At 57.6% G+C, this 21,410-nt stretch carries 17 protein-coding genes and 2 tRNA genes; 1 reads left to right on the top strand and 18 read right to left on the bottom strand.

The annotated features are described in order from the left end of the window. Positions 1 to 14: 14 nt before the first annotated feature. The 11 genes from infB to rlmE form a co-directional block, all read right to left on the bottom strand. Entirely contained in the window at positions 15 to 2,537 is a 2,523-nt protein-coding gene (gene infB, locus AB3226_RS18700) for a translation initiation factor IF-2 (protein WP_367374131.1), read from the bottom strand. 27 nt (positions 2,538 to 2,564) lie between these two features. Further along, positions 2,565 to 4,046, bottom strand: a complete 1,482-nt coding sequence (nusA, locus tag AB3226_RS18695) for a transcription termination factor NusA (RefSeq protein ID WP_008057419.1) — start codon at positions 4,044 to 4,046, stop codon at positions 2,565 to 2,567. A gap of 47 nt (positions 4,047 to 4,093) precedes the next feature. Further along, a complete protein-coding gene (gene rimP, locus AB3226_RS18690) occupies positions 4,094 to 4,552 on the bottom strand; it encodes a ribosome maturation factor RimP (protein ID WP_010463487.1) in 459 nt (152 codons plus the stop codon). A 138-nt stretch (positions 4,553 to 4,690) separates the two neighbouring features. Then, positions 4,691 to 4,767, bottom strand: a tRNA-Met gene (locus AB3226_RS18685). 96 nt (positions 4,768 to 4,863) lie between these two features. Then, positions 4,864 to 4,949, bottom strand: a tRNA-Leu gene (locus AB3226_RS18680). A 21-nt stretch (positions 4,950 to 4,970) separates the two neighbouring features. Further along, on the bottom strand, positions 4,971 to 5,354 hold the full coding sequence (secG, locus tag AB3226_RS18675) for a preprotein translocase subunit SecG (protein ID WP_017336473.1): 384 nt from the start codon (positions 5,352 to 5,354) through the stop codon (positions 4,971 to 4,973). A 4-nt stretch (positions 5,355 to 5,358) separates the two neighbouring features. After that, positions 5,359 to 6,114: a triose-phosphate isomerase gene (tpiA, locus tag AB3226_RS18670; RefSeq protein ID WP_367374130.1), complete on the bottom strand. Its 756-nt coding sequence runs from the start codon at positions 6,112 to 6,114 to the stop codon at positions 5,359 to 5,361. A 66-nt stretch (positions 6,115 to 6,180) separates the two neighbouring features. Then, positions 6,181 to 7,518, bottom strand: a complete 1,338-nt coding sequence (gene glmM / locus AB3226_RS18665; RefSeq protein ID WP_367374129.1) for a phosphoglucosamine mutase — start codon at positions 7,516 to 7,518, stop codon at positions 6,181 to 6,183. Between the two features lie 16 nt (positions 7,519 to 7,534). Continuing rightward, on the bottom strand, positions 7,535 to 8,386 hold the full coding sequence (gene folP, locus AB3226_RS18660; RefSeq protein WP_367374128.1) for a dihydropteroate synthase: 852 nt from the start codon (positions 8,384 to 8,386) through the stop codon (positions 7,535 to 7,537). Between the two features lie 8 nt (positions 8,387 to 8,394). Continuing rightward, a complete protein-coding gene (gene ftsH, locus AB3226_RS18655) occupies positions 8,395 to 10,305 on the bottom strand; it encodes an ATP-dependent zinc metalloprotease FtsH (protein WP_030128083.1) in 1,911 nt (636 codons plus the stop codon). Between the two features lie 202 nt (positions 10,306 to 10,507). Further along, entirely contained in the window at positions 10,508 to 11,137 is a 630-nt protein-coding gene (rlmE, locus tag AB3226_RS18650; RefSeq protein ID WP_007900501.1) for a 23S rRNA (uridine(2552)-2'-O)-methyltransferase RlmE, read from the bottom strand. A 101-nt stretch (positions 11,138 to 11,238) separates the two neighbouring features. On the opposite strand from rlmE, the gene AB3226_RS18645 reads away from it, so the two are divergent. Further along, on the top strand, positions 11,239 to 11,547 hold the full coding sequence (locus AB3226_RS18645) for a YhbY family RNA-binding protein (RefSeq protein WP_007900503.1): 309 nt from the start codon (positions 11,239 to 11,241) through the stop codon (positions 11,545 to 11,547). 9 nt (positions 11,548 to 11,556) lie between these two features. Here the strand turns inward: AB3226_RS18645 and AB3226_RS18640 are convergent, their stop codons facing one another. The 7 genes from AB3226_RS18640 to dnaK all read right to left on the bottom strand — a co-directional run bounded on the left by AB3226_RS18640 (position 11,557) and on the right by dnaK (position 21,354). Further along, entirely contained in the window at positions 11,557 to 11,961 is a 405-nt protein-coding gene (locus AB3226_RS18640; RefSeq protein ID WP_367374127.1) for an MFS transporter, read from the bottom strand. Between the two features lie 28 nt (positions 11,962 to 11,989). After that, entirely contained in the window at positions 11,990 to 12,466 is a 477-nt protein-coding gene (gene greA, locus AB3226_RS18635; RefSeq protein ID WP_010463507.1) for a transcription elongation factor GreA, read from the bottom strand. Further along, complete coding sequence (carB, locus tag AB3226_RS18630) at positions 12,463 to 15,684, bottom strand: carbamoyl-phosphate synthase large subunit (RefSeq protein ID WP_038978902.1); 3,222 nt, start codon at positions 15,682 to 15,684, stop codon at positions 12,463 to 12,465. The genes greA and carB overlap by 4 nt, the downstream gene beginning before the upstream one ends. Before the next feature lie 117 nt (positions 15,685 to 15,801). Continuing rightward, positions 15,802 to 16,938 (bottom strand): glutamine-hydrolyzing carbamoyl-phosphate synthase small subunit, encoded by a 1,137-nt coding sequence (gene carA / locus AB3226_RS18625; protein WP_008005476.1) that lies wholly within the window; start codon positions 16,936 to 16,938, stop codon positions 15,802 to 15,804. A gap of 261 nt (positions 16,939 to 17,199) precedes the next feature. Then, entirely contained in the window at positions 17,200 to 18,006 is an 807-nt protein-coding gene (gene dapB / locus AB3226_RS18620; RefSeq protein ID WP_367374126.1) for a 4-hydroxy-tetrahydrodipicolinate reductase, read from the bottom strand. Between the two features lie 9 nt (positions 18,007 to 18,015). Then, on the bottom strand, positions 18,016 to 19,140 hold the full coding sequence (gene dnaJ, locus AB3226_RS18615; protein ID WP_367374125.1) for a molecular chaperone DnaJ: 1,125 nt from the start codon (positions 19,138 to 19,140) through the stop codon (positions 18,016 to 18,018). A 297-nt stretch (positions 19,141 to 19,437) separates the two neighbouring features. Further along, a complete protein-coding gene (dnaK, locus tag AB3226_RS18610; RefSeq protein WP_030128089.1) occupies positions 19,438 to 21,354 on the bottom strand; it encodes a molecular chaperone DnaK in 1,917 nt (638 codons plus the stop codon). Positions 21,355 to 21,410 lie beyond the last annotated feature (56 nt).

Genomic DNA, 21,410 nt, shown 5'->3' with positions numbered 1-21,410 from the left:
TTGAAGTGCGCGAGTTAGAGGCTGCGAGCAACCTGAACCTTCTCGTAGACTTCGATCTTGTCGCCAGCTTTGACGTCGTTGTAGCTCTTCACGCCGATACCGCATTCCATGCCGGCACGTACTTCGGAAGCGTCATCCTTGAAGCGGCGCAGGGATTCCAGCTCGCCTTCGAAGATAACGATGTCTTCACGCAGCACACGGATTGGACGGTTACGGTGAACAACACCTTCGATAACCATGCAACCGGCGATCGCGCCAAACTTCGGCGAACGGAACACGTCACGCACTTCAGCGGTACCCAGGATGTTCTCGCGAACATCGCTGCCCAGCATACCGGTGAGGGCTTTCTTGACGTCTTCGATGATGTCGTAGATCACGTTGTAGTAACGCATATCCAGACCTTCCTGCTCGACGATCTTGCGAGCGCCAGCATCGGCACGCACGTTGAAGCCGAACAGTACAGCGTTGGAGGCCAGTGCCAGGTTGGCGTCGGACTCGGTGATACCACCGACACCGCCACCGACAACACGCACTTGCACTTCGTCGTTACCCAGGCCGTTCAAGGCACCGTTCAACGCTTCCAGCGAACCACGGACGTCGGATTTGAGGACGATGTTGAGCGTCTTCTTCTCTGCCTGGCCCATGTTTTCGAAGATGTTTTCCAGCTTGCCGGCGTGAGCACGGGCCAGCTTGACTTCGCGGAACTTGCCTTGACGGAACAGAGCCACTTCACGGGCTTTCTTCTCGTCCGACAGCACGCTCATCTCGTCGCCAGCGTCCGGGGTACCGTCCAGGCCGAGGATCTCGACAGGGATGGAAGGACCGGCTTCCTTGATTGGCTTGCCATTCTCGTCGAGCATGGCACGTACACGGCCATAGTTCGAACCGACCAGCACCATGTCGCCTTGGCGCAGGGTACCGTCTTGAACCAGAACGGTTGCAACCGGGCCACGACCTTTGTCGAGACGCGATTCAACCACGACGCCACGGCCAGGAGCCGAAGGAGTCGCTTTCAGTTCCAGAACTTCAGCTTGCAGCAGAACAGCTTCGAGCAACTCGTCTACGCCAGTACCGACTTTCGCCGATACCGAGACGAAAGGCGTATCACCGCCCCACTCTTCGGAAGTCACGCCGTGAACCGACAGTTCGCTACGGATGCGATCGAGATCAGCGCCCGGCTTGTCGATTTTGTTCACTGCAACAACCAGTGGAACACCGGCAGCCTTGGCGTGCTGGACCGCTTCAATGGTCTGCGGCATTACGCCGTCGTCCGCTGCAACGACCAGGATCACGATGTCGGTCGCCTTGGCGCCACGGGCACGCATTGCGGTAAACGCAGCGTGACCCGGGGTATCGAGGAACGTGACCATGCCGCGATCAGTTTCAACGTGGTACGCACCGATGTGCTGGGTGATACCGCCGGCTTCGCCAGCAGCAACCTTGGCACGACGGATGTAGTCGAGCAGCGAGGTTTTACCGTGGTCAACGTGGCCCATTACGGTCACAACCGGTGCACGGGAGAACGTCTCACCTTCAAACTTCAGGGACTCGGCCAGGGAATCTTCCAGAGCGGTGTCGCTGACCAGGGTCACTTTGTGGCCCAGTTCTTCGGCTACCAGCTGAGCAGTTTCCTGATCAAGCACCTGGTTGATGGTCGCTGGAGTGCCCAGTTTGAACATGAACTTGATGATTTCAGCAGCCTTGACCGACATCTGATTGGCGAGATCGCCAACAGTGATGGTCTCGCCAATCTGCACATCACGCACGACAGGGCCGGTTGGGCTCTGGAAACCGTGGGCGTTGCGTTTCTTCAGCTTGGCCTTGCCGCGACCACCACGACGGAAGCCATCGCTTTCTTCGTCGGTAGTACGTGGGGCAACGCGTGGTGCAGGCGCTTTCTCTTTGACCGAAGCACGATGCGGAGCGTTTTTGCGCTCGCCATCGCCACTGCCACGACGATTGCTATCGTCGGCACGTGGTTTGTCCGGACGGCGCTGTTCGTTCTGCTTGTTGCGAACGTCAGCAGACGGTGCAGCTGCAACAACCGGCGCGCTTTCACGCACTGGCTCGGCAACGGCAGCAGGCGCTGCAACGGCGTTGTTAGTAGCGGTTTGCGCAGCAGCAGGCTGGCGACGCGCTTCTTCTTCGGCGCGACGCTTGGCTTCTTCTTCAGCCTTTTGACGTGCAGCATTTTCTACTGCGCGACGTTCTTCCAGTTCGCGTTTGCGCTCGGCTTCGATTTCTTCCGGGCTGCGTTGTACGAAGACTTTCTTCTTGCGTACTTCAACGCTGATGCTCTTGCTACCAGCAACACGCAGGGTGCTGGTGGTTTTGCGCTGCAATGTAATCTTGCGCGGTTCTTCCACTTTCGCCTTGTGGCTGCTCTTCAAGTGAGTCAGCAAAGACTGCTTCTCACTATCGCTCACACCTTCATCGGCGGCGGTGTGCGGCAGACCTGCCTCACGCATCTGCTGCAACAGGCGCTCTACCGGTGTTTTGACCTCATCGGCCAGTTGTTTCACCGTGACTTGCGTCATGCACTTCTCTCCTCAGGCCGCGCCTAATTACTCGAACCAATGGGCTCGGGCGGCCATGATCAACTTGCCGGCACGATCATCGTCAATGCCGTCGATGTCGAGCAGGTCGTCAATAGACTGCTCGGCCAGGTCTTCGCGGGTAATTACGCCGCGCACCGCCAGTTCCATCGCCAAATCCTTGTCCATACCCTCAAGCGAGAGCAGGTCTTCGGCCGGATGGGCGTCTGCCAGCTTTTCCTCAGTAGCGATGGCTTTAGTCAACAAACGATCCTTGGCCCGAGCGCGAAGCTCGTTGACGGTGTCTTCGTCAAAGCCATCGATGTTGAGCATTTCTTCCAACGGTACGTAGGCAATCTCTTCCAGGCTGGTGAAACCTTCATCTACCAGCACCTGTGCCAGGTCTTCGTCGACTTCCAGCTCGTCGATGAAGTTGCGCAGGATGTCGCCGGTTTCTGCTTGCTGCTTAGCCTGGATGTCCGATTCGGTCATCACGTTCAGGGTCCAGCCAGTCAACTGGCTAGCCAGACGCACGTTCTGACCACCGCGACCGATGGCCTGAGCAAGATTGTCTGCGCCAACGGCGATGTCCATTGCATGGGCATCTTCGTCAACGATAATTGCCGCCACTTCAGCCGGCGACATTGCATTGATCACGAACTGCGCCGGGTTATCGTCCCACAGGACGATGTCCACACGCTCACCGCCCAATTCGCCCGACACTGCCTGGACGCGCGAACCGCGCATACCGATGCAAGCGCCTTGCGGATCAATGCGTTTGTCCTTGGAGCGGACCGCGATCTTGGCGCGCGAACCCGGGTCGCGGGACGCAGCCATTACTTCGATCAGGCCTTCAGCGATTTCCGGCACTTCGATGCGGAACAACTCGATCAGCATTTCCGGCGCGGTACGCGACAGGATCAGCTGAGGGCCGCGGTTCTCGGTGCGGATTTCCTTGAGCAGCGCACGCAGACGCACGCCAACCCGGAAGGTTTCGCGAGAAATGATGTCTTCACGGGCCAGCAACGCTTCAGCGTTATTGCCCAGGTCGACGATCACGTTGTCGCGGGTGACTTTCTTCACGGTGCCGGAGATGATTTCTCCCAGGCGCTCGCGATAGGCGTCAACGACTTGAGCACGCTCGGCTTCGCGAACTTTCTGCACGATGACCTGCTTGGCGGTCTGTGCAGCAATACGGCCGAACTCGATGGATTCGATCTTTTCTTCGACAACATCGCCGACCTTGGCACCAGGATGCGTTTCAGCAACCTTGCTCGGCCAGGTTTCGATGGCCGGATCGTCCAGATCTGCTTCTTCGACGACCGTCCAGCGACGGAATGTCTCGTAAGCACCGGTGTGGCGATTGATTTCCACACGCAGATCGACTTCGTCCTCGAAACGCTTTTTGGTAGCAGTGGCCAGAGCCAGCTCCAGCGCTTCAAAAATTACGTTTGCCGGTACGCCCTTTTCATTGGATACCGACTCAACAACCAGCAGTACTTCTTTGCTCATCGTACGCCTCGCCTTTCGCAAGCCATTGGATCCGCGGGATCCGCGTCTCAGTCAAAACTGGGAATAATGTTGGCCTTGTCGATCATATCGATCGGCAACAGGAACTCATGGTCTTCAACCTGCACCACGACGTCCTGTTCTTCTACACCGCGCAGAAGGCCCTGAAAGTTGCGCCGACCTTCAAAAGGCGAGCGCAGCTTGATCTTCACTTGTTCACCGGCAAATTTTGCAAACTGCTCAATAGTGAACAGTGGGCGTTCCATGCCAGGCGAGGAAACTTCAAGGGTGTATTCAACGGCGATCGGATCTTCAACATCCAGCACACCGCTGATCTGACGACTGACGATGGCACAATCGTCCACCAGCACGCCGCCCTCTTTATCAATATAAACGCGCAACATTGAGTGGCGACCTTGAGCCGAAAACTCAATACCCCAGCATTCATAGCCTAGGGCCACGACCACCGGGGCCAGCAAGGCCTGCAACTCTTCTAGCTTGCTCGACACCTGAACCCCCTCGTGCATGTATGTGCATGCTGTGCAAAATAAAAAAATGGGCGAAACGCCCATCCTTGAAACGCCGTTGAACAGCGGCGTTGAAAGTGTCCAGCTAACAAAAAGCCCCTGAAAAGGGGCTCCTTAAACTGGTTGCGGGGGCCGGATTTGAACCGACGACCTTCGGGTTATGAGCCCGACGAGCTACCAGACTGCTCCACCCCGCGACAAAGCTGGGGCGGAAGTATACGACCGATCCCTAACAGGGTCAATGTAACCTTCCACCTACAAGAAAGCCCGCAACAGCGGGCTCTCCTGATAATTGGTACCGAGAAGGGGACTCGAACCCCTACACCCTATGGGCACAACCACCTCAAGGTTGCGTGTCTACCAATTCCACCACCTCGGCAATACTACGTTTGAAACCTTCTTACTTCTGCTCTTGAGCTGGAGGCACGTCAGTCGCTGGAGTAGCCGACTTTTGCTCTTGAAGCACCGGGACATCATCAGAAGCCGGTTGTTGCTTTGGAACTTCCAACACTGCTGGATTTGGCAACCCTACTTGAGTCAGCTGATGAGCCTTCTCTTTAGCAAAGTAACCTAACCCCAAGCTGGTTATGAAGAAACCGGCGGCAAGTATAGCAGTAAACTTACTAAGAAAGGTAGAGGAACCTTGGCTTCCGAACACAGTATTTGAAGCACCTGCTCCGAAAGACGCGCCAGCATCCGCACCTTTACCCTGCTGCAGCAAAACCAGAGCAACTACGCCCAATGCACCCAGCAGATGAAAAACGACTACGACTGTTTCCAGCATTTTTTCAGTTTCCCGCGGCGCGACAAATCGCACCGAACTCATCTGCATTCAGGGAAGCTCCACCAATGAGCCCCCCATCGATATCCGGCATGCCGAACAGTTCGACCGCATTGGCCGCCTTCACGCTGCCGCCGTATAGAAGCCGCACACCTTGCGCGACCTCAGAATTCTCTGCCGCCAACTGAGCGCGAATGGCTGCATGCACATCCTGCGCCTGTTGCGGCGAAGCAGTCAGCCCGGTACCAATGGCCCAGACCGGCTCGTAAGCAATTACTGCGTTTGCAAAGGCACCTACACCCAGCTCCTCAATGATACTGCCAAGCTGACGCCCGACAACCTCAAGAGTTTTCCCGGCTTCGCGCTCTTCGAGGGTCTCCCCTACGCACAACACCGGAATCAAGCCACATGCCTGCGCCGCTGCGAACTTGCGAATCAGCATTCCATCCTGCTCGCCCATTATCTGGCGGCGTTCGGAGTGCCCGACAAGCACCAGGGAACAACCTGCATCCACCAACTGACTCGGCGCAACTTCACCAGTCAATGCACCTTGCATGGATTCCACTGCAGAATTCTGCGCGCCGACCGAAATCGACTTGCCTTTCAAGCCATCAATCACTTGATTGATATGCAAGCAAGGCGGGAATACCGCGACATCAACACCGCTAGGCAAGGCCAGATGACTAAGGCCTTTGATCAGCTCAGCGACGCTGGCGCGGGTACCGTGCATCTTCCAGTTACCAGCTACCATAGGGCGACGCATGCTGTACCTCGTCGGTCAAAGTGGGCGCAGATGTTACCCAACACAATCATGGCTGGCAAGCCGAAATCAGACAGAAACTTCAGTTACCAGTTTTGCCAGCTCTTCGGCGTAACCGCGAACCTGCGTTTCGTCCTCGCCCTCGACCATGACCCGCACCAGCGGCTCTGTCCCGGACTTGCGTAACAGTACGCGCCCACGACCGGCCATCGCCTGGGTCACACGATCACTGGCCTCTTTGACTGTCGGATGTTCGATCGGATTCGCACCACCGCCAAACCGGACATTGATCAGCACCTGAGGACACTTGCGCAGCGCCTGACGGGACTGAGCCAGGCTTTCTACGCGCCTCTTAAGGGCCATCAACACCTGCAGCGCAGCAATGATCGCATCACCAGTGGTGGTGTGACTGAAGCAGACAATGTGCCCTGAGTTTTCCCCACCCACCAGCCAATCGCGCTCCAGCAACTCGGAGATCACGTAACGGTCGCCAACGTTGGCGCGCACAAAAGGAATTGCCAGATCCGCCAGGGCCAATTCCAGCCCCAGGTTACTCATCAGCGTACCGACGACACCGCCCTGCAACTTGCCGCGCTCTTGCAGATCGCGAGCAATGATAAACAACAACTCGTCGCCATCGACGACAGTGCCGGTGTGATCGACCATCTGGACCCGGTCACCATCACCGTCAAAGGCAATACCCAAATCGGCTTGCTCGGCCAATACAGCAGCTTGCAGCGGCTCCATATGGGTCGAACCGCAATTCTCATTGATGTTCAGGCCATTAGGATGAGCAGAAAGCACAACGACATCGGCTCCCAGCTCTCGGAACACACTAGGCGCCACTTTATAGGTCGCACCGTGGGCACAGTCGATCACGATCTTCAGCCCAGCGAAACTGGTGCCGGTCGGAACGCTGCTCTTGCAGAATTCGATATAACGACCCGAGGCATCGTTGATTCGCGATACTTTGCCGATTTTGCTCGACTCAACCACGGTCATCGGGGTGTCGAGCAACTCTTCAATCATCAATTCGACTTCATCCGGAAGCTTGGTGCCCTTCCCGGAGAAAAATTTGATGCCGTTATCATCATGAGGATTGTGCGAAGCGCTGATCACGATGCCGGCTTCGGCATGAAAGGTACGTGTCAGATAGGCGATGGCCGGCGTCGGCATCGGCCCCAGGAGCATCACATCAGCACCTGCCGAGGTCAGCCCGGCCTCAAGCGCCGATTCGAACATGTAACCGGATATCCGGGTGTCCTTGCCCACGAGCACCTTGCAGGCACCCATGCTGCGAAATGCCATGCCTGCCGCCCAGCCAAGCTTGAGCATGAAATCAGGAGTTATCGGGTATTGACCGACCCGACCACGAATGCCGTCGGTGCCAAAGTATTTTTTACTCATAAGTACTCCATCATTCTTATTCGGCTGATTCTACCGCAGCAATCATTCGCACTACGTCGACCGTTTCAGCCACATCATGGACGCGCAATATACGCGCCCCCTTGATTGAAGCCAGTGCCGCGAGCGCTAAACCGCCATGCAGGCGTTCTCCCACCGGCCGATTCAAGGCTTGCCCGATCATGCTCTTTCGCGAAACCCCGACCAACAGGGGCCGCCCCAAGGCATGCAAGGCCTCCATATGCTTAAACAAGCTCAAGTTGTGCTGCAAGGTTTTCGCGAAGCCGAACCCCGGATCGAGGATGATCCGCTCGGCAGGGATGCCTACCGATGCGCACTGAAGCATGCGTTCAGCGAGAAACTCACCGACCTCTTTCGTCACATCCTGGTACTGCGGATTGTCCTGCATGTCGCCCGGCTCACCGAGCATATGCATCAGACACACCGGCAAACCGGTGGCCGCTGCTGCATCCAGGGCTCCGTCTCGGCGCAACGAACGCACATCATTGATCAAGCCCGCCCCCAGTCTTGCGGTTTCACGCATGACCGCTGGCGTGGATGTATCGACCGAGATAATCACATCGAGTTCACGACTGATACGCTCAACGATAGGCGCTACACGCTCGAGCTCTTCAAGCGGTGAAACCGCCCGGGCACCCGGCCGGGTCGATTCGCCACCAACGTCGATCAGCGTCGCGCCAGCCGCCACCATCGCCTCGGCGTGGCGCAGCGCCGCATCCAGCTGGCTGTATTGGCCGCCATCGGAGAAGGAGTCGGGAGTGACATTGAGAATGCCCATGACATGCGTCTGGGCCAAATCAAGAACCCGGTTGCCGCAAGGCAACCGGGTTGAGGACTGAACAAAAGTCATTTCAAACCTTATACGTCAGCAGCCGGGCCACCGATTGGTGTTTCCGGACGCCCATCCTGCACCGCCGGAGGCGTGCCGGAAGTATCACTGCCGCCAGACCAGTCGCGAGGCTCGCGAGGCGCACGACCCGCCATGATGTCATCGATCTGATCAGCATCGATCGTCTCGTACTTCATCAAGGCATCCGCCATGGCATCAAGCTTGTCACGGTTATCCGTAAGGATCTGTTTGGCCGTGCCGTAGCATTGGTCAATGATGCTGCGTACTTCGGAGTCGATCAGCTTGGCTGTCTCGCCGGAGAAGCTGGCATGTTGACCACCGCCGCCACGACCGAGGAACACTTCGCCCTCTTCTTCGGCGTACATCAACGGACCAAGTTTTTCCGACAAGCCCCACTTGGTTACCATGTTCCGTGCGATCTGGCTGGCACGCATGATGTCGTTGGATGCACCGGTAGTGACGCCATCGAAGCCCAAGGTCATTTCTTCAGCGATACGACCGCCATACAGCGAGCAGATCTGACTGATCAGCGCACGCTTGGACAGGCTGTAGCGATCTTCTTCCGGCAGGAACATGGTCACACCAAGCGCACGACCGCGCGGGATGATCGACACTTTGTAGACCGGGTCATGCTCAGGGACGACACGACCGACGATAGCGTGGCCAGCTTCGTGATAAGCAGTGTTCTGCTTCTCTTTCTCGGACATGACCATGGATTTGCGCTCGGCACCCATCATGATCTTGTCTTTGGCCAGCTCGAACTCTTTCATCTCGACGATGCGCTTGCCGGCACGGGCTGCGAACAGCGACGCCTCGTTCACCAGGTTGGCCAGGTCGGCACCGGAGAAACCAGGAGTACCACGCGCGATCACGGCCGGAGCGACGTCGTCACCCATTGGCACTTTGCGCATGTGGACTTTGAGAATCTGCTCGCGACCACGGATATCCGGCAGGCCGACCACGACCTGACGGTCGAAACGGCCCGGACGCAGCAATGCAGGGTCCAGCACGTCGGGACGGTTGGTCGCTGCAATGACGATGATGCCGTCATTCATTTCGAAGCCGTCCATCTCTACCAGCAACTGGTTGAGTGTCTGTTCGCGCTCGTCGTGACCGCCGCCCATGCCGGCACCACGGTGGCGACCGACGGCGTCGATTTCATCGATGAAGATGATGCATGGCGCGTGTTTCTTCGCCTGCTCGAACATGTCACGAACACGACTGGCACCGACACCGACGAACATTTCGACGAAATCGGAACCGGAAATAGTGAAGAACGGCACTTTGGCTTCGCCGGCAATCGCCTTGGCGATCAAGGTTTTACCGGTACCAGGAGGACCAACCATCAGCACGCCACGAGGAATGCGACCGCCCAAACGCTGGAACTTGCCCGGATCACGCAGGAATTCGACCAGCTCGCCAACTTCTTCCTTGGCTTCGTCGCAACCAGCAACGTCAGCCAAAGTGGTTTTCACCTGATCTTCGGAGAGCAGGCGCGCCTTGCTCTTGCCGAAGCTCATCGGCCCGCCCTTGCCACCGGCACCGCCCTGCATCTGTCGCATGAAGAACATGAAGACAGCGATGATTACCAGGATCGGGAAGCTTGCGACCAGGAGTTGAGTCCAGATGCTTTGCTGCTCAGGCTGTTTGCCTTCGACTACCACGTGGTTATCCACGAGGTCGCCGATCAGGCCATTGTCCTGGATTGCCGGACGAATGGTCTTGAAGCTGTCGCCATCGTTGCGCTTGCCGGTAATCACGTAGCCATCAACCGCTACGCGCTCGACCTTGCCATCCTTGACCTGCTGGATGAAGTCGGAATAGTTGAGGGTCTGCGGCTCGTTAGGGCTGGAGAAGTTGTTCATCACCGTCACCAGGACAGCCGCGATGATCAACCACAGGATCAGATTCTTTGCCATATCGTTCAATTAACTACCCTCTGAAGCAAGCTCCGCTAATGGCGCGTGCTTCGCATGATATTCACCGGCCTAACTTACTACATTACCTACGGCTCTGGCAGGCGCCGTCTGTAACCCTTTGTGAAACACTTTCTACACAATATTCGCTAATGCTCACGGGACGAAATACGAAAATCCTATCGACCCGCAAAAAAACCTCGATTTACTCACTACGGCCGCGGTAGCCCCAAGCCAGCATGTATTGCTCGCGGGAACTGCCACGGGAAGAGTCCGGCTTGATCATCTGGACCTTGTCGAATTTCTGACGAGCGTCCTTCACGTAAGCATCAAACCCTTCGCCCTGAAACACCTTGATCACGAAATTACCACCCGGCTTGAGTATCCGAGCCGCCAGATCAAGAGCCAGCTCACATAGAAACATGGCTTTTGGCATGTCCACCTCAGGCGTACCACTCATATTGGGGGCCATATCGGAAATCACAAGGTCCACCTGCGAATTACCCACGGCTTCAAGGATCTGAGCGAGCACTTCGTCCTGGGTGAAGTCACCCTGGATGAAAGTCACGTCCGGAATGCTGTCCATTTCCAGGATGTCCGAGGCGATCAGACGCCCCTGACCACCGATCAGCCGACTAGTGACCTGCGACCAGCCGCCGGGCGCCGCACCCAGGTCGACAACGCTCATACCCGGACGGATCAGCTTGTATTTCTCCTGGACCTCCAGAAGCTTGTAACTCGCACGCGAGCGGTAACCATCCTTCTGCGCCTGCTTCACATAGGGATCATTGACATGTCTTTTCAGCCAACCAAGGCTTGTCTTGGAACGCGCCATTGGGCACCTCGATGATAAGGGTCGTGATTAATTGGGCGGATCCACGAACCCTCGGGTAAAATGGCCGCCATTTTACAGAATCCAGACTAAAGGGTCAGATTATGCCGCTCACTCAAGAGCAGAAGAAACAGTACAAATCCATTGGCCACCATCTGAAACCAGTTTTGATTGTGGCTGACAACGGTTTGACTGAAGGTGTGTTAGCCGAACTTGAACGCGCTTTGGCGGATCACGAGCTGATCAAAATCAAGCTCAACATCCTTGATCGCGAATCGCGCCTGGCAGCCATTGCAGAACTCTGCAAGGCCGGCAAAGCCGATCTGGTTCAGGTCATCGGCAAGATGGCACTGATTTACCGCAAGAACTTCAGCGTCAACAAGCAGCTGTCGAACGTCCATCGCTTCAAGTGATGACAAGGGTCAAGGGTGTGCTTCGCGCACCCTCACACTCCATCCCGGCACCGGTTGCATCACCAGCACCAGCCCGGAAAATCCCAGAACAAGATAGCTGAACAGCTGCCAATGCGCCGCGTGCGGCCAGCCGACGTGGACCGCGAAATACATCGCGCCCCCATACAGTGCCATCAGCAGCAGTTGCCCACGAATATCGCGCCATAGACTGGCAAGGCCCTTGGCCTGAACCAGCACCAAAGCCTGAAAACCCACACACGCCGTGGCAAATCCCACCATCAGCGTATTCAGCATGCCTGCAATTTCGTCGATCAGCAGCGGTGCCAGGCCTATTCGCCCCAGCACCGGCAGCAGACCGATGTGCAACAGCCACAAGCCGCCAACCCACAACATTTGGGTCAGCTGCCAAAGCATGGCGCCCGCACGTAGCGGGCGCCTTCTTTCAGATGTGGCGAACTTCGACAATCTCATACTCGATAACGCCACCTGGCGTTTTCACGGCGACCACATCACCCTCTTCCTTGGCAATCAAGGCGCGGGCCAGTGGCGAACCCACCGAAATCTTGCCGAGTTTGAAGTCAGCCTCATCCTCACCCACGATGTGGTAAGTGACGCTTTCATCAGTCTCGACGTTGGCGATTTCAACGGTGGTGCCGAAAATCACTTTGCCGGTGTGGGGAATGGTCGTGACATCAATGATGACCTGATTCTGAATCCGGCCTTCGATATCACGAATCCGCGCCTCGACCATACCCTGCTGCTCGCGAGCAGCGTGGTATTCGGCGTTTTCCTTCAAGTCACCCAACTCGCGGGCCGTACCGATGTCCTGGCTCAGCTTCGGACGGACGACCTTGGTCAGGTGAGCGTGCTCTTCTTCCAGGGCTTTCGCGCCCTGGACGGTCATTGGGTATTTGATCATGCCTTCAATCCTGCGTGTAGATCCTGCAAGCGGCGCACAGTCTTCTCGGGACCGAACTTCAGCGCTTCGCAGATAGCTTCGCCAGCAGCAATGGTAGTAGTGCAGTAGATCTTATGCTGCAAGGCATTACGACGAATGGAGTAGGAATCGGCGATCGACTGGCGACCTTCGGTGGTGTTGATGATCAGGGTGACTTCGTCGTTCTTGATCATGTCGACCACGTGCGGGCGACCCTCGGTCACCTTGTTCACACGGCGCACTTTCAGGCCTGCTGCTTCGATCAGCTTGGCAGTACCGGCAGTGGCGACCACTTCGAAGCCCAAGTTGATCAGATCACGGGCCACGCCTGCAACCAGTGGCTTGTCATCGTCACGCACGCTGATGAACGCGGTACCGCCAGTCGGCAGCACTTCGCTGGCACCCATCTGGGCTTTGGCAAAGGCTTCGCCGAAGGTGTCGCCCACGCCCATCACTTCACCGGTGGACTTCATTTCTGGGCCCAGGATCGGGTCCACGCCAGGGAATTTTGCGAATGGGAACACCGCCTCTTTCACGCTGTAGAAGTTCGGAATGATTTCTTTGGTGAAGCCGATTTCCTTCAGGGTTTTACCGGCCATCACGCGAGCCGCGATCATTGCCAGGGAAACACCGATGCACTTGGACACGAACGGTACGGTACGGGAAGCGCGCGGGTTGACTTCGATGACGTAGATGTCTTCGCCTTGCAGCGCCAACTGAACGTTCATCAGGCCGACAACGCCCAGTTCCAGGGCCATTTTCTTGACCTGTTCGCGCATCTCGTCCTGGATGTGAGCAGGCAGCGAGTACGGCGGCAGGGAGCACGCGGAGTCACCGGAGTGAACGCCGGCCTGCTCAATGTGCTGCATGATCGCGCCGATCACCACGTCGGTGCCGTCGCAGACCGCATCCACGTCCATTTCGATCGCGCAGTTGAGGAAGTGATCGAGCAGCACCGGGCTGTCGTTGGACACTTTCACCGCATCACGCAGGTAGCGCTTGAGTTCTTCTTCTTCGTAGACGATTTCCATCGCACGGCCGCCCAGTACATAGGACGGACGAACCACCAGCGGGTAACCGATCTTGGCGGCGGCACGAATCGCTTCGTCTTCGCTGCGCACGGTGGCGTTTGGCGGCTGACGCAGGTTCAGACGCTCAACCATTTGCTGGAAGCGCTCACGATCTTCGGCACGGTCGATGGCGTCAGGGCTGGTGCCGATGATTGGCACGCCGGCTTCTTCCAGGGCACGCGCCAGTTTCAACGGAGTCTGGCCGCCGTACTGGACGATCACGCCTTTCGGCTTCTCGACACGGACGATTTCCAGTACGTCTTCCAGGGTCACTGGTTCAAAGTACAGACGATCGGAGGTGTCGTAGTCGGTGGAAACGGTTTCCGGGTTGCAGTTGACCATGATGGTCTCGTAACCGTCTTCGCGCAGAGCCAGTGCCGCGTGTACGCAGCAATAGTCGAACTCGATACCCTGGCCGATACGGTTTGGACCGCCACCGAGGATCATGATCTTATCGCGGCCCGACGGAGCGGCTTCGCACTCTTCCTCGTACGTCGAGTAGAGGTAAGCGGTGTCGGTGGCGAACTCGGCCGCGCAGGTGTCAACGCGCTTGTAGACCGGGAAGATTTCGAGCTTGTGACGGTGGCGACGCAGAGCCTTCTCGGTCACGCCCAGCAGCTTGGCCAGACGCATGTCGGAGAAGCCTTTGCGCTTGAGGCGGAACATCAAGTCGTGGTCGATGCTGGCCAGACCCAAGGTCTTGACCTTCTCTTCTTCCTTGATCAGATCTTCGATCTGCACCAGGAACCACGGATCGATCATGTTCATGCCGAAAATATCTTCGACCGACAGGCCGGCGCGGAACGCGTCAGCGACGTACCAGATACGCTCGGCGCCCGGCACGGTCAGCTCGCGCTTGAGGATGCTCATGCTTTCCGGGTTGCTCAGGTCGAGCTTCTCGTCCAGGCCGCAAACGCCCACTTCCAGACCGCGCAGGGCTTTCTGCAGGGATTCCTGGAAGGTCCGGCCGATGGCCATGACTTCACCGACCGACTTCATTTGAGTGGTCAGGCGTGCGTCGGCTTTCGGGAATTTCTCGAAGGCGAAGCGCGGCAGCTTGGTGACGACGTAGTCGATGGACGGCTCGAAGGATGCAGGAGTAGCGCCGCCGGTGATTTCGTTCTGCAGCTCGTCCAGGGTGTAGCCGATCGCCAGCTTGGCAGCGATACGCGCAATCGGGAAACCAGTGGCTTTCGAGGCCAGTGCCGAAGAGCGGGATACACGCGGGTTCATCTCGATCACGACCATACGGCCAGTGTCCGGGCAGATGCCGAACTGAACGTTGGAGCCGCCGGTTTCCACGCCGATCTCACGCAGTACCGCCAACGAGGCGTTACGCATGATCTGGTATTCCTTGTCCGTCAGGGTTTGTGCCGGAGCAACGGTGATCGAGTCACCGGTGTGCACACCCATCGGGTCAAAGTTTTCGATGGAGCAGACGATGATGCAGTTGTCCTTCTTATCGCGGACAACCTCCATCTCGTACTCTTTCCAGCCGATCAGCGATTCGTCGATCAGCAGCTCTTTGGTCGGCGACAGGTCCAGACCGCGGGCGCAGATTTCTTCGAATTCTTCCCGGTTGTAAGCGATACCGCCACCGGTGCCGCCCATAGTGAAGGACGGACGAATGATGCACGGGAAGCCCAGGCGCTCAAGAACTGCGTTGGCTTCTTCCATGCTGTGGGCGATACCCGAACGCGGGCAGTCCAGACCGATGGATTTCATCGCCTTGTCGAAGCGCGAACGGTCTTCGGCCTTGTCGATGGTGTCCGCGTTGGCGCCGATCATCTCTACGCCGAACTTCTCCAGAACGCCTTCGCGCTCCAGGTCCAGCGCACAGTTCAGAGCGGTCTGGCCACCCATGGTTGGCAGCAGCGCGTCTGGACGCTCTTTCTCGATGATCTTGGCAACGGTCTGCCATTTGATCGGCTCGATGTACGTGGCGTCGGCCATGTCCGGATCGGTCATGATGGTCGCCGGGTTGGAGTTCACCAGGATGACGCGGTAACCCTCTTCGCGCAGGGCTTTACAGGCCTGGGCGCCGGAGTAGTCGAATTCGCAGGCCTGGCCGATCACGATCGGGCCAGCGCCGAGAATCAGGATGCTTTTAATGTCTGTACGTTTTGGCATGGGTTGTCACTCAAATCCGCAGGTCAGTCGGCAAGCCGTCTTGTTCAATCTCTGAAGCCTTGAGGGGGCCACCGGTTTCGGGACCGCCCTCAGGCTTCGCTACATCAGGGCGAGCGATTAGCGTCGCTTGGCCATTTCATTGATGAAGCGATCAAACAGTGGCGCTACGTCGTTCGGGCCAGGGCTGGCTTCAGGGTGACCCTGGAAGCTGAAGGCGCTCTTGTCGGTACGCTCGATGCCTTGCAGGGTGCCGTCGAACAGCGATTTGTGGATCGCCCGAACGTTACCTGGCAGGGTCGCTTCGTCTACCGCAAAACCGTGGTTCTGGCTGGTGATCATCACCACACCGCTGTCCAGATCCTGGACCGGGTGGTTGGCACCGTGGTGGCCGTGACCCATTTTCAGGGTCTTGGCGCCGGAGGCCAGAGCCAGCAGCTGGTGACCGAGGCAGATGCCGAATACCGGAATTTCGGTTTCCAGCACATCCTTGATTGCCTGGATCGCGTAGTCGCATGGCTCAGGGTCGCCCGGGCCGTTGGACAGGAACACGCCGTCCGGTTTCAGTGCCAGTGCTTCGGCGGCCGGAGTCTGTGCAGGCACCACGGTCACGCGGCAACCGCGCTCGACCAGCATGCGCAGAATGTTCAGCTTGACGCCGTAGTCGTAAGCCACCACGTGATATGGCAGCTCGGAGGCTTCCAGAGTCGCGTGGCTGTCGGTTTTCAGATCCCAGACCGTCGAGCGCCACTCGTACTTCTCTTTGGTGCTGACGACTTTTGCCAGGTCCATGCCTTTGAGGCCAGGGAAACCCTGAGCTGCGGCGATGGCAGCTTCTTCGGAAATGTTGTCACCGGCCATGATGCAGCCGTTCTGTGCGCCTTTCTCACGCAGGATGCGCGTCAGGCGGCGAGTGTCGATACCGGCGATTGCCACCACATTGTTGGCTTTCAGGTAGTCGGACAGTGACATCGTGTTGCGCCAGTTGCTCGCAACCAGTGGCAGGTCACGAATGACCAGGCCAGCGGACCAGACGCGGTCGGACTCGGCGTCTTCCGGCGTAGTGCCGGTATTGCCGATGTGCGGGTACGTCAGGGTAACGATCTGTTGGGCGTAGGAAGGATCGGTAAGGATTTCCTGATAGCCGGTCATTGCGGTGTTGAACACCACCTCACCAACGGTTTGACCGTCGGCTCCAATGGCTTCGCCGCGAAAAATGCTGCCATCAGCAAGGGCGAGTATGGCTGGCTTAGTCAAGAAGACCTCCCGTAAATATAAAGCCTGAAAGGGCGATCGCAGGTTGTAAAAAAGCGGAGTGACGTATGGACACGTCACCCCGCTTCTTCACCGAATTATTCTGCGCGCTTTTAGTGGACACACTAAAGCTGTAGCTTACAGAAAAAGGCATTTTTGGTCTACCGCCAATGAGCCCTAAAGGCCGGAGAATGCGACAGGACGTCGCTTGGCGGAATAAAACCGGGTCCAAACGATGAGTTTGAACCCGATTTCGGGCACATCTTACCGCAGGTCGAGCACGTCTTGCATGTCGTAAAGGCCCGGCTCACGACCGTCCAGCCACAAAGCCGCACGTACCGCGCCCTTGGCGAAGGTCATGCGACTGGATGCCTTGTGAGTGATTTCCAGTCGCTCGCCCTCACAGGCGAACAGTACCGTATGATCACCAACCACATCACCACCGCGAACAGTGGCAAAGCCGATCGTTTCACGCTCGCGCACACCGGTGTGACCTTCACGACCATAGACCGCGACCTTCTGCAGATCACGATCCAGCGCGCTGGCGATGACTTCACCCATGCGCAGAGCCGTGCCTGAAGGCGCATCGATCTTGTGCCGATGATGGGCTTCGATGATTTCGATATCAGCGTCATCGCCCAGCACACGAGCCGCCATGTCGAGCAGCTTCAGCGACAGGTTTACACCGACACTGAAATTGGCCGCGAACACAATCGCAATATCTTCGCTTGCCTCGACCAGCAACTGCTTCTGCGCGGCGTCCAATCCCGTCGTGCCGATCACCATGGCCTTGCCCGCCTTGCGGCAGAACTCCAGGTTTTTCAGCATGACTTCAGGGAGTGTGAAGTCGATCAACACATCGAACTCATCGGCCACCGCATCCAGCTTACCGGACAGCGGCACACCAATTCGTCCCAGCGATGCCAGCTCACCGGCATCCACGCCAATCAGCGTGCTGCCGGGGCGCACGATGGCTGCCGTCAGGCCAGTCAGCGGTGCGCGCTGCTGCACCGCCTCGACCAGAATCTTGCCCATGCGCCCGGCAGCGCCCATCACAGCTATACGTCGCATGCCGACTCCTTACAAATCGCCGAAGAAGCGCTTCACGCCTTCGAACCAACCGGTGGTTTTCGGCGAATGACTGTTGTCGTCCGCCAGGGAGCTGCGGAACTCCTCAAGCAATTCGCGCTGACGCCGACCCAGGTTGACCGGGGTTTCGACCGCCACACGGCACATCAGGTCACCAGCACCGCCACCACGAACCGGCGCGACGCCTTTACCGCGAACACGGAACTGCTTACCGGTCTGAGTCCCTTCAGGGATCTTCAGTTTGACCCGACCATCGAGGGTCGGAATCTCCAGCTCGCCGCCCAGCGCTGCATCGACGAAGCTGATCGGCACTTCGCAGAACAGATGCTTGCCGTCACGCTGAAAGATCGCGTGCTCACGCACGTTGATCACCACGTACAGGTCGCCGGTCGGGCCACCCTGCGCTCCCGCCTCGCCTTCACCGGACAGGCGAATACGGTCACCCGTATCGACACCGGCCGGCACTTTCACCGACAGGGTCTTGTACTCTTCGACACGACCTTCGCCGCGGCAGGAATCGCACGGATCGGAAATGATCTTGCCCTGGCCATGGCAACGCGGGCAGGTCTGCTGCACCGAGAAGAAGCCCTGCTGCATGCGCACCTGACCGATACCGCCGCACGTCGGACAAGTGACCGGAGAGGAGCCTTTCTTGGCGCCCGAGCCGTCGCACGGCTTGCAGTTGACCAGTGTCGGAACGCGGATATTCACGGTCGTGCCGCGCACCGCTTCTTCCAGGTTCAGCTCCAGGGTGTAACGCAGGTCGCTGCCGCGCTGAGCGCCGCCACGAGCACCGCCGCGACCGCCACCGAAGAAGTCACTGAAGACATCGCCAAAGATATCGGAGAAGTTCTGACCGCCAAACCCGGCACCGCCGCCACCCATGCTCGGGTCGACACCGGCATGACCGTATTGGTCATAGGCCGCGCGCTTGCTGGAATCGGACAGCACTTCGTAGGCCTCGTTGGCCTCCTTGAACATATCTTCCGACGCTTTGTCATCGGGATTACGGTCCGGGTGGTGCTTCATCGCCAGGCGACGGTAGGCCTTTTTCAGGTCCGCTTCGCTTGAACCACGCTCAACACCCAATACTTCGTAATAGTCACGCTTTGCCATAAGTCTTTGCACTCTTAAGGACGTTCGGCAAACCTCTCCTGAGCCTCGCCAAACTCGTTGAGCCCCAATACAGGCCCGGACCCAACTCACGTCAATTCAACGATCCTGGTCTTTGATTCGATGCGGTACTTTCGACTCGAAAAGCAGGAGCATTTCCGGTCATACCTTCAGCACCCGAGCGCTGTCGCATGCTGTAAAAATTCGCTAACTCCAGACACGCCAACGCGGGAGCAAGCTCCCGCGCGGCGACATCCTACCAGTCACCGCCTGAAGGCAGTCAACCGGGCGACCAACAACTTACTTGTGGTCTTTGACTTCTTCGAACTCGGCATCGACAACGTCGTCAGCCTTTTCAGCCGATTCGTCTTTCGGCGCCGCGCCTTCAGCTGGCTGAGCCTGATCAGCGTACATTTTCTGAGCCACTGGCGCGGAAACCTTGGACAACTCTTCAACCTTGGCTTCGATAGCGGCCTTGTCATCACCTTTGATGGCGGTTTCCAGGGCAACGACAGCGGCTTCGATTGCAGTCTTCTCTTCAGCGCTCACTTTGTCGCCAGCATCAGCGACCATTTTGCGCGTCGAGTGAACCAGGGCATCGCCCTGGTTACGGGCGCTGGCCAGCTCTTCGAACTTGCGGTCTTCTTCAGCGTTCACTTCAGCATCGCGAACCATCTGCTGAATTTCTTCCTCGGACAGACCGGAGTTGGCCTTGATCACGATCGACTGAGTCTTGCCGGTAGCCTTGTCTTTCGCGCCGACGTGCAGGATGCCGTTGGCGTCGATGTCGAAGGTCACTTCGATTTGTGGCACGCCACGTGGTGCTGGTGGAATCTCGGCCAGGTCGAACTTGCCCAGGGACTTGTTCTGTGCGGCTTGCTTACGCTCACCTTGCAGCACGTGAATGGTCACTGCGCCCTGGTTGTCGTCGGCAGTCGAGAACACTTGCGATTTCTTGGTAGGAATCGTGGTGTTTTTCTCGATCAGCGCGGTCATCACGCCGCCCATGGTTTCGATACCCAAGGTCAGCGGGCTGACGTCGAGCAGCAGAACGTCTTTCACGTCACCGGCCAATACCGCGCCCTGGATAGCAGCACCCATGGCAACAGCTTCGTCAGGGTTGACGTCTTTACGTGCTTCTTTACCGAAGAAATCGGTCACCAGCTTCTGAACCAGTGGCATACGGGTCTGACCGCCGACCAGGATCACGTCGTTGATCGCACCAATCTCGATACCGGCATCTTTCATGGCGATGCGGCAAGGTTCGATGGTGCGCTGAACCAGGTCTTCCACCAACGCTTCGAGCTTGGCGCGGGAGATTTTCACGTTCAAGTGCTTAGGACCGGTAGCGTCTGCAGTGATGTACGGCAGGTTCACGTCGGTCGACTGGCTCGAGGACAGTTCGATCTTGGCTTTCTCAGCGGCTTCTTTCAGACGCTGCATGGCCAGCGGGTCACCCTTGAGGTTCATGCCGCTTTCTTTCTTGAACTCGTCAACGAGGTAGTCGATCAGACGGATGTCAAAGTCTTCACCACCCAGGAAAGTGTCGCCGTTGGTGGCCAACACTTCGAACTGGTGCTCGCCATCGACTTCAGCGATTTCGATCACGGAAACGTCGAAAGTACCGCCGCCCAAGTCGTAAACGATCACGGTGTGATCGCCTTTCGCCTTGTCCATACCGTAGGCCAGTGCCGCTGCGGTTGGTTCGTTGATGATACGTTTAACGTCCAGACCCGCGATGCGGCCGGCGTCTTTGGTGGCTTGACGCTGGCTGTCGTTGAAGTAGGCCGGAACGGTGATGACCGCTTCGGTCACTGGCTCGCCGAGGTAGTCTTCGGCGGTCTTCTTCATTTTCTTCAGAATTTCAGCCGAAATTTGTGGCGGCGCCATTTTCTGGCCGTTCACTTCAACCCAGGCGTCGTTGTTGTCAGCCTTGACGATCTTGTAAGGGACCATCTGGATGTCTTTCTGTACGACTTCTTCGTCAAAACGACGACCGATCAGACGCTTCACCGCGTACAGGGTGTTATGCGGATTGGTCACTGCCTGACGCTTGGCCGACTGACCAACCAGGATTTCACCGTCGTTGGCATAAGCGATGATCGACGGCGTGGTACGCGCGCCTTCAGCGTTTTCAATAACTTTGGCTTTGCCGTTTTCCAGCACGGAGACGCAGGAGTTGGTAGTCCCCAGGTCGATACCGATAATTTTGCCCATGTTCACTCTCCCGAAACTTTGGATTTGGATGCCGCAGTAGTGGTGGCTGACTGCGG

Source organism: Pseudomonas lini (assembly GCF_964063345.1).
GTDB classification, from domain to species: domain Bacteria; phylum Pseudomonadota; class Gammaproteobacteria; order Pseudomonadales; family Pseudomonadaceae; genus Aquipseudomonas; species Aquipseudomonas lini_B.
This window is presented reverse-complemented; position numbering and strand designations above follow the sequence as displayed.

What these genes read in the sequence shown, in the direction of transcription:
- infB (WP_367374131.1), bottom strand. Translation starts at nt 2,537, where the DNA reads ATGACGCAAGTCACGGTGAAACAACTGGCCGATGAGGTCAAAACACCG.
- nusA (WP_008057419.1), bottom strand. Translation starts at nt 4,046, where the DNA reads ATGAGCAAAGAAGTACTGCTGGTTGTTGAGTCGGTATCCAATGAAAAG.
- secG (WP_017336473.1), bottom strand. Translation starts at nt 5,354, where the DNA reads ATGCTGGAAACAGTCGTAGTCGTTTTTCATCTGCTGGGTGCATTGGGC.
- tpiA (WP_367374130.1), bottom strand. Translation starts at nt 6,114, where the DNA reads ATGCGTCGCCCTATGGTAGCTGGTAACTGGAAGATGCACGGTACCCGC.
- glmM (WP_367374129.1), bottom strand. Translation starts at nt 7,518, where the DNA reads ATGAGTAAAAAATACTTTGGCACCGACGGCATTCGTGGTCGGGTCGGT.
- folP (WP_367374128.1), bottom strand. Translation starts at nt 8,386, where the DNA reads ATGACTTTTGTTCAGTCCTCAACCCGGTTGCCTTGCGGCAACCGGGTT.
- ftsH (WP_030128083.1), bottom strand. Translation starts at nt 10,305, where the DNA reads ATGGCAAAGAATCTGATCCTGTGGTTGATCATCGCGGCTGTCCTGGTG.
- rlmE (WP_007900501.1), bottom strand. Translation starts at nt 11,137, where the DNA reads ATGGCGCGTTCCAAGACAAGCCTTGGTTGGCTGAAAAGACATGTCAAT.
- AB3226_RS18645 (WP_007900503.1), top strand. Translation starts at nt 11,239, where the DNA reads ATGCCGCTCACTCAAGAGCAGAAGAAACAGTACAAATCCATTGGCCAC.
- AB3226_RS18640 (WP_367374127.1), bottom strand. Translation starts at nt 11,961, where the DNA reads ATGCTTTGGCAGCTGACCCAAATGTTGTGGGTTGGCGGCTTGTGGCTG.
- greA (WP_010463507.1), bottom strand. Translation starts at nt 12,466, where the DNA reads ATGATCAAATACCCAATGACCGTCCAGGGCGCGAAAGCCCTGGAAGAA.
- carB (WP_038978902.1), bottom strand. Translation starts at nt 15,684, where the DNA reads ATGCCAAAACGTACAGACATTAAAAGCATCCTGATTCTCGGCGCTGGC.
- dapB (WP_367374126.1), bottom strand. Translation starts at nt 18,006, where the DNA reads ATGCGACGTATAGCTGTGATGGGCGCTGCCGGGCGCATGGGCAAGATT.
- dnaJ (WP_367374125.1), bottom strand. Translation starts at nt 19,140, where the DNA reads ATGGCAAAGCGTGACTATTACGAAGTATTGGGTGTTGAGCGTGGTTCA.
- dnaK (WP_030128089.1), bottom strand. Translation starts at nt 21,354, where the DNA reads ATGGGCAAAATTATCGGTATCGACCTGGGGACTACCAACTCCTGCGTC.